The sequence below is a fragment of the Testudinibacter sp. P80/BLE/0925 genome (assembly GCF_053570785.1).
Genome location: NZ_CM131636.1, coordinates 1,253,201 through 1,268,868, shown reverse-complemented (window position 1 = coordinate 1,268,868; position 15,668 = coordinate 1,253,201). Strand labels below are relative to the sequence as shown.

Here is a 15,668-nt window from a genome sequence, read left to right as displayed (position 1 = left end):
TGTGCAGAATATTTTTTAAACAAAATGTTAAAAAACGCCGCAACTATAACATAAACCGTTAACAAATAAAAAATAGCATCGCCGGCTGACCAAACCGCACTTAAGCGCGGCAAGCGGAATTGCACCTATTAAATCGTCGCCAAATAGCATATAATTTGCCCTTTTATAGTCAATTTAGAATCGGTTATTTAGAATGTTTGAAATCAATCCCGTAAAAAATCAAATCAGCGATCTCAGCGAACGTACTGCGGTGCTTCGGGGGTATCTTTGACTTCGACGGAAAAGTCGAACGTTTGGAAGAGGTGAACGCCGAATTAGAGCAGCCCGATGTGTGGAACGAGCCGGAAAAAGCGCAAGCGCTAGGCAAAGAGCGCTCGGCGTTGGAAGCGGTGGTGGAAACAATCCGCACGTTGGATCAAGGCTTGCAAGATGCCGAGGGTTTATTGGAATTGGCGGTGGAAGCCGAGGATCAAGACACCTTTGACGAAGCGGTTGCCGAGCTGCAAGAGCTGGAAGCCAAATTAGCGCAACTGGAATTCCGCCGTATGTTCGGCGGCGAACACGACAGCGCCGATTGCTATGTCGATTTGCAGGCCGGTTCGGGCGGCACCGAAGCACAGGATTGGACCGAAATGCTGGTGCGGATGTACCTGCGTTGGGCGGAAAGCAAAGGCTTTAAAACCGAGCTGATGGAAGCTTCCGACGGCGATGTCGCCGGGATTAAATCCGCCACCATTCGGGTCAGCGGCGAATACGCCTTCGGCTGGCTGCGCACCGAAACCGGTATCCACCGCTTGGTGCGCAAAAGCCCGTTTGATTCCAACAACCGCCGCCACACTTCGTTCAGTGCGGTATTCGTCTATCCCGAAATCGACGACGATATCGACATCGACATCAATCCGGCGGACTTGCGCATTGATGTTTACCGCGCCTCCGGTGCGGGCGGGCAGCACGTCAATAGAACCGAAAGTGCGGTGCGGATTACCCATATTCCAAGCGGAATCGTGGTGCAGTGTCAGAACGACCGCTCGCAGCACAAGAATAAAGATCAGTGTATGAAGCAGTTGAAAGCCAAGTTGTACGAAATGGAACTGCAAAAGAAAAACGCCGAAAAACAAGCGATGGAAGACAGCAAATCCGACATCGGCTGGGGCAGCCAAATCCGCTCCTATGTGTTGGACGACGCACGGATTAAAGACTTGCGCACCGGCATTGAAAATCGCAACACCCAAGCGGTGTTGGACGGCGATTTGGACAAATTTATTGAAGCCAGCTTAAAAGCCGGTTTGTAAGCCAATATTGAAATAACCCTAAGGAATACACATTATGTCAGAACAACAACTTCCGGAACTGGATCTGCACGGAGAAATGTTGGTGCGTCGCGAAAAACTGACCGCACTTCGCCAACAAGGCAACCCGTTCCCTAACGATTTCCGCCGTGAGCACTTGGCGCAAGATCTGCACAATCAATATGAAAACCAAGACGGCGAAACGTTAAAAGCGCAAGAAATCGCGGTCAGCGTTGCCGGACGGATCATGACCCGGCGTAAAATGGGCAAAGCCAGTTTTATCACCTTACAAGATATGAGCGGCAAAATTCAGTTGTATGTGGCGCGCGATCTGCTGGCGGAAGGCGAATATGCAAGCCTGATGTCGCTGTTGGATTTGGGCGATATCATCGGCGCAAAAGGCACGCTGTTTAAAACCAAAACCGGCGAGCTGACCGTGCGCTGTACCGCACTTGAGCTGCTGACCAAAGCGCTGCGCCCGTTGCCGGATAAATTCCACGGCTTGAGCGATCAGGAAACGCGCTACCGCCAACGTTATTTGGATTTAATCAGCAACGACGATTCCCGTCGTGCGTTTGTGATTCGTTCCAAAGTGATCAGCGGTATCCGCCAATTCTTCCTCGATAAAGGCTTTATGGAAGTGGAAACCCCAATGCTGCAAGTGATCCCGGGCGGCGCGGCGGCGCGTCCGTTCGTCACCCATCACAACGCCTTAGACATTGATATGTATCTGCGGATTGCGCCGGAATTGTATCTGAAACGCTTAGTGGTCGGTGGCTTTGAGCGCGTATTCGAGCTGAACCGCAACTTCCGCAACGAAGGCGTTTCCGTGCGCCATAATCCGGAATTCACCATGTTGGAATACTACCAAGCCTACGCCGATTATCACGATTTGATGGACAACACCGAAGAACTGTTGCGCAAACTGGCATTGGATATTCTCGGCACAACCCGCGTACCGTACGGCGAATACACTTTCGATTTCGGCAAACCGTTCGAACGTTTAACCATGACCGAAGCAATTTTGAAATACGGCGACAATATCCAGCCTGAACAGCTGCAAGATTTCGTCCAAGCCAAAGCGTTAGCCGAAAAATTAGGGATTGAAGTACAAAAATCATGGGGTTTAGGCAGCGTGATTAACGCGATTTTCGAAGAAGTGGCGGAACACCATCTGATTCAACCGACGTTCTTAATGGCGCACCCGGCGGAAATCTCACCATTGGCACGGCGTAACGATGAAAATCCGGACGTAACCGACCGTTTCGAGCTGTTTATCGGCGGACGCGAAATCGGCAACGGTTTCTCGGAACTCAATGACGCCGAAGACCAAAACGCGCGCTTTGACGCACAAGTCGCCGCCAAAGAAGCGGGTGATGACGAAGCGATGTTCAAAGACGAAGACTTCGTGACCGCACTTGAACACGGCTTGCCGCCGACCGCCGGCGAAGGGTTGGGTATCGACCGCCTCGCGATGATCTTCTCCAACTCGCCGTCAATCCGCGATGTGATTCTGTTCCCGGCGATGAGACAACACAAAGATTAATTGCGCTTTATTCGTTTTAGCCGCTGTGATTGTCTGATCACAGCGGCTTTTTATCGGCTCTTTTCACGCGGCGGCAAGAGCGTCGCTATTCATTTTTGCCGTAAAAATAACACGCTTGGTAAGGTTTTAAAGTTAGCGGTGTTGATAGCGGAATATCGGTCGGTTCATTGCTTAATAGTAACTGCCATGAACCTTGTAACAAGGCGGGATCAAGCCGGATTGGTTGCCGTTGCTCCGTCAAATTCGCCATCACCAACAAGCGGTTTTTGCCGTCGTTGCGTAGATATTGCCAACAATGCGGATTGGCAGGGTCGAGATCCTGATAATCACCATCGGTAAACACGGCATATTGCTTGCGTAATCGAATCAATTTTTGATAGAAATAAAAGACGGATTCAGGATCTTGCAATGCCGCTTGGGCATTGATCTGCGGATAATTGGCGGCGACTTCGATCCACGGTGTGCCTTGAGTAAAGCCGGCGTGCGCCGAATTATCCCATTGCATTGGGGTGCGTCCATTATCACGGGATTTTTGCCCTAAAATTTGCAAAATTTCCACCGCACTTTTGCCTTGGGCGCGCAAGGCTTTATACGCATTCAGGCTTTCCACGTCGCGATATTGTTCAATACGCTCAAAATGCGGATTGGTCATGCCCAGCTCCTCGCCTTGGTAAATATAGGGCGTGCCTTGTAAGCCATGCAACACCATCGCCCATAATTTAGCGGATAACGCGCTATCGTCGCCAAAACGAGAAACAATGCGCGGTTGGTCATGATTACAGAAAAACAGTGCGTTCCAGGCTTTATTGTGCATGCCTTGCTGCCAATAATTGAAAATCTGTTTTAATTCCACAAAATCAGGTGCTGCAAATGTCCACTTTTCACCGTTCGGATAATCCACTTTGAGATGGTGGAAATTAAACGTCATGGATAGCTCCGTACCCTCTAAATTGGCATATTGCTGACAATGTTCTAATTGGGTCGAAGACATTTCGCCCACGCTCATTAATCCATAAGGCGTGAGGGCTTTTCGGTTTAATTCTTGCAAAAATTGGTGGATTTTCGGCCCGTCGGTATAAAAACGGCGGCCGTCGCCTTGGCAATCATCTTCAAACACCTCAGGTTTGGAAATCAGATTGACCACATCCAAACGCAAACCGTCAATGCCTTTTTCTGACCAAAAACGGCAGATTTGATATAACTCTTCGCGTAATTGCGGGTTTTCCCAATTGAGATCCGCTTGTTCATCGGTAAACAGATGCAAATAATATTTACCCGCCTTGTCCGACCACTTCCACGCATTACCGCCGAATTTTGATTGCCAGTTAGTCGGTTGCTCTCGCCAAATATAAAAATCATGGTAAGGACTGTTCGGATCTTCCCCCTGTTTAAACCATTCATGTTCGGTTGATGAGTGGTTAAAGACCATGTCCATCACAATACGGATATTGCGTCGGTGGGCTTGTTCAATCAGTTGCTCGAAATCCGCCATCGTGCCATAACTGGGATCGATCTCACGGTAATTGGCAATATCATAGCCATTATCGACTTGCGGCGACACATACATAGGGGTAATCCAAATGCCATCCACCCCTAAGGTTTGCAAATAATCCAGTCGCCGAATAATACCTTGAATATCGCCGCTGCCTGAGCCTGTGGTATCTTGGAAACTTTTAGGATAAATTTGGTAAATAACGCCTTGTTTCCACCACTGCGTTTGCGTTGTCCGTCGCACTAGAGTTCTCCTTTAACCGCTTTACGTTTATAAACGATCATGGTTAATACCAGCGGAACGACAATCGCCACCAGCATTGCTACGCTAAAGGTTGCCCAATAAGGCAATTGGATAGAGAGGATACCGGGCAAACCGCCCACGCCGATAGAACTGGCAAGCACACCGGCAAAGCCACAAATCAGGGCGGCGCAGGCAGAACCGATCATGGCGCACAGCATAGGAAAGCGGTATTTCATATTGATCCCATACATCGCCGGCTCGGTGACGCCGAGATAAGCCGATATTGCCGCCGGAACGGAAATTTCACGTTCATTGGCTTTTTTGCTGATCAACACAATCCCCAATACGGCGGAAGCTTGCGCAATATTCGACAAGGCAATTAGCGGCCAAACCGGTGTTCCGCCGATATTTTGAATCATCTGCATATCAACCGCCAAGGTAGTTTGATGTACACCGGTGATCACCAACGGCGCATATAAAAAGCCAAATAACGCTGCGCCGATTGGGGCGAAATCACCGGTCATCGCATTGCGTACCACAAAAGCAACGCCGTTGCCGATTTCACGACCGATAGGGCCGATAATGGTATGAGCCAAGAAGACGGCAAGGATAATTGACACCACCGGCACAATCACTAAATTGAGAGAATTCGGTACAATTTTATTCAGGAAACGCTCGATATAAGCCAAAGCCAAGCCCGCCATAATCGCCGGAATCACTTGGGCTTGATAACCGACTTTTTCAATTTGCAGCCAGCCGAAATCCCATGTATCGGGTATTTGCGAACCTAACCCATAAGAATTCATTAATTGCGGCGAAACCAGAGTAATACCCAACACGATCCCTAAAATAGGGGATGTCCCCATTTTACGCGCAATCGACCAACAAATTCCGACAGGTAAAAAATGGAAAATTGCTTCGCCAATCAGCCATAAGAAACTGTGTACGCTATTCCAAAACGGACTGATTTGCACTAACGTTTTGGTGCCGTCATCAAACATGGCAATATCACCGATGACGTTACGGAAACCCAATACCAGACCGCCTGAAATTAACGCCGGTAATAAGGGAATAAAAATATCCGCCATATGGGAGATCAGTTGTTCATACCATTTTTGATTTTGGCGGGCAGCCGCTTTGACTTGCTCTTTATCCACGCTGGCAAGCCCGGTTTTATCCAATAAGATTTTATAGTAATCCGCCACTTCCTGCCCGATCACCACTTGGTATTGCCCGCCGGTGGAGATCACCGCCTTGACCATCGGCAATTCTTCAATCTGTGCCGTTTCTGCTTTTGATTCATCATTCAGCACAAAACGCAAACGCGTAATACAATGGGTCACCGTGGCGATATTATCTCGCCCGCCAATCAGTTGAATAAGTTGAGCCACTAAGTTTGGATCGATTGTTTTTGCCATCGTCATATCCTCGATAAATGATTTGCGAACTATGGTAACAAAATTTAGCCAACTCACAATGGGAACGTTCCCAATTTCAAAAAATATTCTATTTTTGTGCGATAGATCACACTTTAGACAAATTCTCCATGAATGCAATGGTGGTCGATTTGATCAGGCGAGGCCAGTACATTTAACAATAAACGCACCGCACTTTGCCCTGCGCGAAAGAAACCGAAATTAATCGTCAGTGTATTCGGAAACAGAAATTGCAACAGCTTGTTATCGCCCACGCTGCATACTTGAATGTCTTGCCGCTGTTGCTCTGATAAATATTTATGCACCCCAAACGCCAAGCTGTCGGTGGCACAAACAATGGCGGTTGTCTGTGGCTGTAGCGCGGAAGGTGCAAAAGTATAGCCTGTCAAATAATCTAACTCGCCTAAGTAGGCATGTGATTCAAGCTGATACCGCCGGCAAAAATCCAAATAGGCTTGATGGCGCAGGTGCCCTGTCGTATAGTCTTCGGCAACAATGCCGACATAGCTGATATCACGGTGTCGTTGCTGATATAAACGCTCAAGCAGTAAATTGACTGCGCCGCGATCATCATAATACACGGAGGCGAGGTTAGGATAATGCCGGGCAATGGCAACCAGTTTATGCCGGTAAGGCTCCAGTATCCGCTGTTCTAATCCGGTAAACGCAAACACCACGACCCCGTCAATATGCCGCTGATGAAACGACTGCAAATGCTCCTGAACCAACGCAACATCAAAGCGGCTCTCACTAACGATATGCTCATAGCCTTGCGCTTGCAATTCATTCAACATACCACGCAGCACGCGATTTTCCGCCGGCGAATCAAGGCGGGTGACAATAATACCGATCACCTTGCTTTCACGTTTGCGCATTGCCCTTGCCGAACGAGAAGGTTGAAAGCGATATTGTTGAATCACAGACAGCACTTTTTCTTTGGTTTGGGGGCTGACATTCGCGTCATTATTCAGCACACGCGATACCGTCGATTTACCGACACCACACAAGCGTGCTATATCATTGATCGTCAGTTTATTCATTGAGATCTAAAAATTATTGAATCAAGATAATTAGGGTAAGCCATTTCTAAAGTTAATTCAATCCGCGGCAAAGTATTTCCACCGCCACCGATTCCCCTTGGGTAAGCGGTCGGCTAATCCGTGCGGTTTCGACGCAAATCATCCGGCGGTAATCCTGCGGCCGCATTGCGCTCATTGGCGTTTGCCACGGATTCCACAGCACCATTTCGCCGGCGTTATGATGACGAATTTCAATCGTGCGCGCCAACTGCGGATCGAGAATTTGGTTACGGTCGATATTGTCGCGATAGATACAATCGACCGCACTTTGGATTTTTCGCATGTGCGGCACGTTTTCACTTTGCCCTGTGATGGCGTTAAAACCGCTATCGGACGCTTGCACAATCCCGATCTGTTCAATCTCGCCCACGCGGAAATAGCTGTGAAAGGCAAGTTGTGCCGCTTGTGTTGCATGGTGAGTGAAAATCAGCTCGCACTTTTCGCTGAACAGCATGGTTAAACCCGCTTCGAGCCGGTTGTTTTCATCAAATAAATCAAAAACTAACCGCACTTTGTCTGTTTCAATTCGATACTCGCGCAACTGCCATAAACGCAAGCGTGCGGTGCCGTGAATCGGCATTTGGGCATTGCCGAACCACGGATAGCACAGCGGAATGCCGCCGCGAATCATATTACCGGCGATAAACGGCTCAATTTCGCTCAGCCATAATATATCCTCATTACCCTTGTGCGGTTTCCAGCTCAGTAATTGCGCGCCCTGCAACGCAATTTTTGCCGAGCCGACGGCATGGTCGAGTTGCAGCACCGGGATTTCATGGTAACGATAAAGGCTGAGCGCCGGCGCAAACTGTTGAATTTTTTCAGGTATCATTATTGTCTCCTAATAATAAAAGTGCGGTTTAAACGGTTATCCGTCCTTCGGACACCGCCCTCCGCATGCGGAGGGCGGGAAATTAGACTTTATCAGCCGTCCAACCTTCCCCCACCAAGGGAGAAAGGTTTTTTATTGTCTCGATTGCTGAATCTGTTGCCGCATTTGCTGCATAAAGGGCGCGGTTTGGCGGTAAAAATAACGGTATGAGGCACATAAATAGTTGTGCAAATTCGGCTCTTGTTCGACGGCTACGATCCGATGTTTCGGGCAGCCGCCCTGACACAACGGCAAAAATTCGCATTGGCGACAAAGTGCGGTCAGTTGCTGTTGTTTGTTTGCTCCGAATTGGCGCTGTTGTGGCGACAGCACAATCTCGCGCAGCGATTGTTGATTCAGATTGCCCACTTGATATTGCGGATACACATAGTGATCGCAGCTGTACACATCGCCATTCGCTTCCACCACCAATGAGTTGCCGCAGGTAGGCTGATGTACGCAACTGCCGGACGGATAGCCAAGCCACTGCCCCAATAAATTCTCAAACTCCAATACAAAAATTTGCCCGACATCTTGCGGCTGCCACGCTTGAAATACATCGAATAAAAAGCGCCCGTATCCCTCCGGCGGCACGGAAAACGCGGTGGTTTGACCGCACTTTGGCGCCTGTTCGGTCTGTGCGCACTCTACAATCGGAATAAACTGCATAAAAGTTGAACCGAAGGCTTTTAACGCTTGATAAGTCTCTTTTCCCTTATCCCAATTTTGATCGTTGACCACCGTCAGGGTATTGAAATCCACGTGGTAGGCTTTTAATAATTCCAGTGCATTCAAAACTTTATCAAAGGTCGGACTGCCGTTGTTGGCAAGGCGGTAACGGTTATGCACCGCACTGAGCCCGTCAATCGACAAGCCGATTAAAAATTGGTGCTGTTTGAAAAATTGCGCCCATTGGCGATTTAAGGCAATGCCATTGGTTTGAAACGCGTTGGTAATGATTTTGCCGTTGGCAAATTGCTGTTGTAATGCCACCGCCTGTTTAAAAAAATCCAAGCCCAACAAGGTCGGCTCGCCGCCTTGCCAAGCAAATTCCACCCGATCACCGCTGTGCGATTCGATATAATTTTTAACGTAATTTTTCAGTGTTTCCGGCGACATGAACGGCGTTTTCTTGCCAAAATCCTGCTCTTTTTCCAAATAGAAACAGTATTCGCACTGAATATTACAGTGAAAGCTGCTCGGTTTTGCCATTAAATGAAAATGCGCTTGCGGGGCAAAAAATGACATACTGCGTCCTTGTTTAGTTTGAATTATCCTTCTCCCCTTGTGGGAGAAGGACAGATTTTTGCTTCGTTCAGAAGCGAAAATCAGGATGAGGGGTAAAGTGCGGTTATTTCACCCTCATCCGTCCTGCGGACACCTTCTCCCATCAAGGGAGAAGGAAAAACCGCACTTCCCACGCCCTTTAAATTCATTCAGGGAACGCTATTTCGCTTTATGATTGGGCAACAGTTCGCTAAACAAACCGTTTTGCTTTAACTCTTTGCCAATACGGATCGCGGTTTCGGTTTCGCAACCGGCATACTCGGCAATTTCACGATAGGTCCAATTGTAATAAGGGAAATTGGTGGTTAAAAAACATAAGCTGTCAATCACCCGATCCAACGTGCGCAGATAAGCGCTTTTTACCAGTCTCTGCTCCGCATCACGCAATTCATTGGCTAAGGTTTGCAATAAGAACTTGGTCATTTCCGAATTATGCAGAAAAAACAATTCCAGGCTTTGCGGCTTAATGCGAACGATCTCAGCCTCAATCAGCACCTTGGCATTGCAATGATACTGGTTGTCGCCCAAACCGAACAGCGTGCGAAAACCGAAATAGTCGCCCTGCCGATACAGACGCACCAAGCTCTCCTTGCCGTTATCCAACATATGATACAGCCCGATCAAGCCCTGTTTAACGTAATAAAACTCTTGCGCCACTTCACCCTGCTCATATACGCTCATCCCTTTGGGTAAATTGTGCAGATGAATCACTTGGCAATAAGAAAGTGCGGTCGGCAAAATAGGTTTTTTATCCATCATATTCCTCACAACGTTTACCGGACATCGCTTTATTCTCGACTGCTTTTTAACAAAAAGCAAAGACAAAACAACGATTTCCATCTGCTCTATCTTTGCTTTTTTTCGTTTTTTTGAGCTAGATCTCGTTAATAATCCGATACACCCAATTTTCCAACGGATCGCCCAGCTTTTTCATTTCCACTCGCATTTCTTCCAACATTTCCGCTTTCAGCTCACGGTAACGCTCATCGTAAAACAGATTGTGCAGCTCTTGCGGATCTTGCTTCACATCGTACAGCTCGCATAAATCGGTGGCGTTAAACACCAATTTGTAATCTTTGCGCCGCCACATCCGTTGTTCAAAATAGACAAAATGTCCCGCCAGCTGCGCCAATACGCCTTTGCGGGCGTTGCTTTTCTCGTCGCGCGTGATCGGCAGCAGGGTTTCGCCGTGAAATGCCGGCGGAATCGGCTGTTTGGCAATATCGAACACCGTCGAAGTCAGATCATGCAGATAAATCAAGTTGTCGTCTTGCCGATTGACACGCGCCGCTTGCGGATCTTTGACAATCATCGGAATGTTGTAGGTGGTGTCAAACATAAACTCGCCTTTTTCAATCATGCGATGTGCGCCCATCGCATCGCCGTGATCGGCGGTTGCCACGATAAAGGTGTCGTCATACAAGCCGTTGGCGTGCAAATAGGCGAATAAATCGCCGATCACATCATCAATCAGGGTGATATAGCCCCAGAATTTGGTGATCACCTCTTTCCAATGATCTTCGCTCGCTTCCCACATGCCCCACATTTTGGAAATCGTGCGGTAGTGTCCCGGCTTGCCTTCCAACGGTTTGAAGAAACTGTCGTCCAGCACCACATCGTCTTTGCTGTACATCGAATAATAGGGCTCCGGCACAATGCACGGCGTATGCGGCCCCCAGAAGTTAATCCAAGTAAAGAACGGCTTGTTTTGTTCCAACGATTGCTGAATATAGCGTTTCGCTTCGTCAATGATGAAATACGCAATGGTTTGTTCTTTTGTGCCGGACAATAAACCGCACAGTTCCTGCACCCGTAAGTGCGGGTTGTCGCCGAAATAGGCGTTGCTGACTTCCGGAATCGGGTGGTTATTTTCCAACAGCCATTCGTGATAACGATTGGAATGGGTCGGCGGTTGGTTAAACACCAAGTTTTTATACACTCCGCTGCCGGGATAACCGTAGCCGTCAAAATTATGCCCCTGAATGTCATAATCTTCCGGTACGGATTTTGTGCCGACATGCCATTTGCCGACAACATAGGTGTTATAACCCTCAAGATTGGCGATATTCGGCGCTTGGCGGCTGATTTCACCAGTGCCGCCTTTTTCGCCGTTTTTGATAATGCCGTGCGTAGACGGCATTAACCCGGTGAATAACGAGGTGCGTGCAGGGCCGCAAACGGAAGCCGGGGTAAAGGCATTATTAAAGCGAATGCCTTGTTCGGCAAGTCGGTCTAGGTTGGGGGTTTTGACAATTTGATGTCCGTATGTGCCCAACATATCCTTGCGCACCTGATCCAGTAAAATATAGATAATATTCATTACAACCTCATGTTTGGTGATTTAGCCTAGCACGGCAAAGCCGTACTAGCTTACGCATAGATCAGCCGCTTTGCGGCTGCTTCAGAGAGGCAAAGCCTTTCATCAATGCTTAACCGATTGCGACCGTCGGTCGCTGTCGGATAAAAGAATGCCCGCATTATGGATTAATAATGTGATGTTTTACGCCTGTTTATTTCGCATTACCACCAGCAAGACCGCTTGCAATACGACATACACAGCCAATACCAATAACGGCTGTCCGTCGGGTGAAGCCAAACCTAACGGAGAGAGTAACACGTGTAGCGAAATTAACCCAAGCACTAATGACGCCACGGTGACGCGCACGTATTTCCAGTTGGTTAAATCGACATCACTGCGGTTTACGCTGCTGTCTTGATAAGGCTCGCGTTTCAAAAACTGCCCCAAAATCAACATCACCGCCACATCGAACACAAACAACGCCGCCATCACATACACGAAATTAATCTGAACTTTAAACACCCAAACAATCGAGAAATATAAGATAACGTGTAACAATAAGGCGATTCTTGCCGCCAGCCCCGATACGGTTTTATTAAACAACCCGACCGCAAACAAAGCGACAATCGGAATATTGACGAAACCGGCAAAACGTTTGGTCAATAAGAAAATGCCATCGGTTCCGAACATCAATAACGGTCCGATAATCATGGTCAGCACCGCCATCACCGCCGAGACTTTTTTCGCATAGGTGATCAATTCTTGGTCTGACCGCACTTTGCTGCTGAGCGACGGCAATAAATCCTTGCAATAGATGGTCGCGGCAGAATTTAAGAACGAGTTAAAGGTACTTAAAATCGCGCCGAACAACGCCGCAATAAAGAAGCCTTGCAATGCCGTCGGCAACACTTTACTGACCAGTACCGGATAAGACGTATCCATCGGATTTAAGGTATCGCCGAAGATATGGAAACTGAGCAAGCCCGGCAAGTTTAAAATAATCGGCAAGGTCAGCAAGAATAATGCCGCAATCAAAATCCCTTTTTGCCCGGATTGCAAATCCTTTGCCCCCAACGCCCGCTGTACGATTGCTTGGTTAGTGGTCCAATAGAAGAAATTCACGATTAAAATCCCGGTGAAAATCGCCGGCCACGGCACCGCATCAGTTGCAGCGCCAATCGCATTGAATTTCTCCACATGAGTGGTGGTGATGGTTCTCACCCCTTCGCTGATACTGCCGTCGCCTAAATGGGCTAAAGCAAAAATCGGCACTAATAATGCACCGATAACCAAAAGAATGGCGTTTAGCGTATCGGACACCGCCACCGCTTTTAAACCGCCGAAAATCGCATAAATTGCGCCGACAATGCCTATCGCCATCACGGTATAGACAATCGCCTCGCCATAACTGAGCCCGAATACCACTTCTAAATTAAAGATTTTATTGAAGGCAATCGCACCGGTATAAAGTGCGGTCGGAATGACGATAAACAGATAAAATACCAAGAATAATCCCGACATAATTAAGCGTGTTTGACGGTCAAAACGGCTTTCAAAAAATTCCGGAATCGTGGTATAACCGTTACGCAAATATTTCGGTAATAAATACAGTGCCAAGAAACATAACGGGATCACCGATTGTACCGTCCAAGCAATAATCGAGAAATTGCCTTTATAGGAAACCGCGTTAACCCCGATTAACTGCTCGGTAGATAATGAAGTCAACACCATTGAACAACCAATCACTAATCCGCTTAAACCACGCCCTGCCAGAAAATAACCTTTTGAGGTTGTTAAATCATCGCCTTTCGTTTTTTGCCACGAAATATAGCCGACAATCCCTGTAACAAGAAGAAAACTCACGATTGTAAGGAACATATTACCCTCCGATATTCATCAAATAAGGTATCTGAATAAGATACGGATTTAGCATAATACAGTCGCCTCGCCGGCATTATGATAATTATCATAGCGCTATCGTGAGTTCGATCACAGTTTCCAATAAAAGATAAAAAATGGAAAAAATCTCCAAAAAAATATAACCCGATATGAGCATGATCATAAAGCGGCTTTATTTTTCATCGGCATAATAAGCCAAAAAGTAATAAGGGCTTTACTATGGGCGTATCACTGATTGGTATTTTAATTTTATGCGGAATGCTCACCAATTTAATGTCGGCGGTTTTTGGGATTGGCGGCGGGGTATTAATGGTGCCGATTCTCTATACCTTATTTCCGTCTTTCCCACTGCAAATGATTGCGGCAACTTCATTAACCATTGTGATTGGTACGGCATTAATTAACTTAATTTATTTTTATCAGCAAAAAATTAAAATAAATATGAAGTCGGTTTTATTTTGGTCATTCGGTATGATTATCGGCGTACAATTTGGTTTTGAAGCCAGTTTTTATTTAATCGACAATATCATTATCGGGGTATTCGTCGGCACATTGACCCTGCTCGCACTCAAAACCATATTTATCCCGCCCAAAATGCAAACGGCGCAAAGCAATGCAAATGAAAACCTCAAAGGGACTGCGCTATGTTTGTTTGGCGGCACCATTGCCGGCATGACAGGTATCGGCGGCGGCTCAATCATGGCGCCGCTCTTGGGACAATTGCGCAGTATCAAACCATATCAAATCGCCCCGTACAGTAACTATTTGATGGTAATCGGCGGCTTAGGCAGCCTTTACGGCTACCTCGCCAAGCAACCGCCGTTTCACCTCGATCACATCTGGCAAGTGGGTTATGTCAGCTTTTCAATCGTCATCATCGTTGTACTCAGCTCTTTCCTGACCAGTTTCTTATCGATGAAAATCAGAGGGATTTTAAAACCGGATCTTGCTCGAAAACTACTCGGTTATATTCTATTAATCATTGCCGCATATATGTTATTGATTCATTTAACCAAGTAACAAAAGCGCACTTTACCGCGCCAATCTTAGCAAAGTGCGCTCCGATATTGATCAACCGACAATTTCGTCCAACGCCACTTTACGGTTTTCATTGCGGGATTTGGTACAGGCGTCCGCGGTGGCAATGGCGGCACGGGCTGCTTCGCCGGTTAATAGCTTGGTAAATTCCGCGCTCGGGGTCATGCCGTGCATAATATCGTTCAGATATTGCATTTCTTTGTGCATGACCGAATTTAACCACAACGGGGTGCGTTTGCCCGGCTGTCCGTATTGAATTGCGCCATCCATGCAAGTGCCGGTGTAAATCCGAGTGCGGTCGTCGTCCTCTTCCTGCGTTTCGTGGATTAAGAAATGGGAATCTTGTCCGTTTACGCGCAACGTGCCGCCGCAATGGTACATATCCAGTTTAATCGCGCCCTTTTCGCCTTGGATCAGCACGTAGTGTTCTCCCCAGCGGAAGGCGGAACCCCATTCCAACACCGCAAAACGATTGTCGTCAAATTCCAAATTAAGAAATAACATATCATCTTCATCGCCGAATCGTTCGCCACGGTGAGCAACATTGCCGGCGGTCATGGTCACCGTTTTCGGCATACCGCCCATAATAAACTGCACGCAATCCAATTCATGGATGTGGTGATACAAATGCCCGCCGGATTTTTCACGGATTTTTTTCCAAGAAATACTCGGTTGCTCATCCTCCCACCCGTTTCTTGCCGAGTGGCAATACAACACTTTGCCGATTACCCCCTGCTGAATCAATTCCTTCGCGTGTTGCACCCCATTGAAGAAATTCATAATATGCCCCGCCATAAAGGTGACACCGTTCTGCTCGCAAGCACGCACCATCTCATCGCAGTCCTGATAACTTAAAGCGATCGGTTTTTCGCAAAAAACGTGTTTTTTATGTTTTGCCGCCAGTAACACCGGTTCTTTGTGCAAATAGTTCGGGGTGGCGACAATGACACAATCGACATCGGCGCGACTGACAGCGGCCTCAAGGCTAGGCGCGTGATCGCAAGCCAATTCCTTGGCAATATCATCGCCGTTCGCCGGATCATAAACCACCGTCACCTTGGCATTATCCAGTTTATTCATAATACGGGCTAAATCGGCGCCGAAATACCCCACTCCAATCACTGCATAGTTGATCATTTTCTTTCTCCTAATATTAAGAATATATTTAACCTACTGTTTTTAAATTTAA

12 protein-coding genes are annotated in these 15,668 nt (G+C 47.4%); 3 read left to right on the top strand and 9 right to left on the bottom strand.

The window, feature by feature from the left end; all coding sequences use genetic code 11:
* The first annotated feature begins 193 nt into the window (after positions 1-193).
* Together prfB and lysS are read left to right on the top strand one after the other, a co-directional pair.
* Positions 194-1,292, top strand: a protein-coding gene (gene prfB / locus ACWA5Z_RS06050) for a peptide chain release factor 2 (protein WP_431050732.1) whose coding sequence is annotated in 2 segments (ribosomal slippage) — positions 194-268 and positions 270-1,292 — 1,098 coding nt in all. Because the reading frame shifts where the segments join, the coding sequence is not laid out codon by codon here.
* Between the two features lie 34 nt (positions 1,293-1,326).
* Positions 1,327-2,835 carry a lysine--tRNA ligase gene (lysS, locus tag ACWA5Z_RS06045; protein WP_431050730.1) on the top strand — a complete coding sequence of 503 codons (1,509 nt, stop codon included), beginning with the start codon at positions 1,327-1,329 and terminating at the stop codon, positions 2,833-2,835.
* Between the two features lie 85 nt (positions 2,836-2,920).
* On the opposite strand, the gene treC is transcribed toward lysS, so the two are convergent.
* The 8 genes from treC to ACWA5Z_RS06005 form a co-directional block, all read right to left on the bottom strand.
* Complete coding sequence (gene treC / locus ACWA5Z_RS06040) at positions 2,921-4,570, bottom strand: alpha,alpha-phosphotrehalase (protein WP_431050728.1); 1,650 nt, start codon at positions 4,568-4,570, stop codon at positions 2,921-2,923.
* Entirely contained in the window at positions 4,570-5,988 is a 1,419-nt protein-coding gene (gene treB / locus ACWA5Z_RS06035) for a PTS trehalose transporter subunit IIBC (protein ID WP_431050726.1), read from the bottom strand. Before treB ends, treC begins: the two co-directional genes overlap by 1 nt.
* Positions 5,989-6,101: 113 nt before the next feature.
* Complete coding sequence (gene treR / locus ACWA5Z_RS06030; RefSeq protein ID WP_431050724.1) at positions 6,102-7,046, bottom strand: trehalose operon repressor TreR; 945 nt, start codon at positions 7,044-7,046, stop codon at positions 6,102-6,104.
* 52 nt (positions 7,047-7,098) lie between these two features.
* The gene (locus tag ACWA5Z_RS06025; protein ID WP_431050722.1) at positions 7,099-7,917 is read right to left on the bottom strand and encodes a D-hexose-6-phosphate mutarotase; all 819 of its coding nucleotides are present in this window, start codon (positions 7,915-7,917) and stop codon (positions 7,099-7,101) included.
* 132 nt (positions 7,918-8,049) lie between these two features.
* Positions 8,050-9,204 carry an anaerobic sulfatase maturase gene (locus ACWA5Z_RS06020; protein WP_431050720.1) on the bottom strand — a complete coding sequence of 385 codons (1,155 nt, stop codon included), beginning with the start codon at positions 9,202-9,204 and terminating at the stop codon, positions 8,050-8,052.
* A gap of 198 nt (positions 9,205-9,402) precedes the next feature.
* Positions 9,403-9,999, bottom strand: coding sequence for a Crp/Fnr family transcriptional regulator (locus tag ACWA5Z_RS06015; protein ID WP_431054304.1), 597 nt, complete (start codon positions 9,997-9,999; stop codon positions 9,403-9,405).
* A 118-nt stretch (positions 10,000-10,117) separates the two neighbouring features.
* The gene (locus tag ACWA5Z_RS06010; RefSeq protein ID WP_431050718.1) at positions 10,118-11,563 is read right to left on the bottom strand and encodes a sulfatase-like hydrolase/transferase; all 1,446 of its coding nucleotides are present in this window, start codon (positions 11,561-11,563) and stop codon (positions 10,118-10,120) included.
* 180 nt (positions 11,564-11,743) lie between these two features.
* Positions 11,744-13,420, bottom strand: a complete 1,677-nt coding sequence (locus ACWA5Z_RS06005) for a solute:sodium symporter family transporter (RefSeq protein ID WP_431050716.1) — start codon at positions 13,418-13,420, stop codon at positions 11,744-11,746.
* 240 nt (positions 13,421-13,660) lie between these two features.
* Here ACWA5Z_RS06005 and ACWA5Z_RS06000 point away from each other — a divergent pair, with 240 nt between their 5' ends.
* Positions 13,661-14,461, top strand: coding sequence for a sulfite exporter TauE/SafE family protein (locus tag ACWA5Z_RS06000; protein WP_431050714.1), 801 nt, complete (start codon positions 13,661-13,663; stop codon positions 14,459-14,461).
* Positions 14,462-14,512: 51 nt separating this feature from the next.
* Here the strand turns inward: ACWA5Z_RS06000 and ACWA5Z_RS05995 are convergent, their stop codons facing one another.
* Positions 14,513-15,616, bottom strand: coding sequence for a Gfo/Idh/MocA family protein (locus ACWA5Z_RS05995; protein ID WP_431050712.1), 1,104 nt, complete (start codon positions 15,614-15,616; stop codon positions 14,513-14,515).
* Positions 15,617-15,668 lie beyond the last annotated feature (52 nt).

Coding starts and splice junctions, on each gene's coding strand:
- lysS (WP_431050730.1), top strand. CDS start 1,327: ATGTCAGAACAACAACTTCCGGAACTGGATCTGCACGGAGAAATGTTG.
- treB (WP_431050726.1), bottom strand. CDS start 5,988: ATGGCAAAAACAATCGATCCAAACTTAGTGGCTCAACTTATTCAACTG.
- treR (WP_431050724.1), bottom strand. CDS start 7,046: ATGAATAAACTGACGATCAATGATATAGCACGCTTGTGTGGTGTCGGT.
- ACWA5Z_RS06025 (WP_431050722.1), bottom strand. CDS start 7,917: ATGATACCTGAAAAAATTCAACAGTTTGCGCCGGCGCTCAGCCTTTAT.
- ACWA5Z_RS06020 (WP_431050720.1), bottom strand. CDS start 9,204: ATGTCATTTTTTGCCCCGCAAGCGCATTTTCATTTAATGGCAAAACCG.
- ACWA5Z_RS06015 (WP_431054304.1), bottom strand. CDS start 9,999: ATGGATAAAAAACCTATTTTGCCGACCGCACTTTCTTATTGCCAAGTG.
- ACWA5Z_RS06010 (WP_431050718.1), bottom strand. CDS start 11,563: ATGAATATTATCTATATTTTACTGGATCAGGTGCGCAAGGATATGTTG.
- ACWA5Z_RS06005 (WP_431050716.1), bottom strand. CDS start 13,420: ATGTTCCTTACAATCGTGAGTTTTCTTCTTGTTACAGGGATTGTCGGC.
- ACWA5Z_RS06000 (WP_431050714.1), top strand. CDS start 13,661: ATGGGCGTATCACTGATTGGTATTTTAATTTTATGCGGAATGCTCACC.
- ACWA5Z_RS05995 (WP_431050712.1), bottom strand. CDS start 15,616: ATGATCAACTATGCAGTGATTGGAGTGGGGTATTTCGGCGCCGATTTA.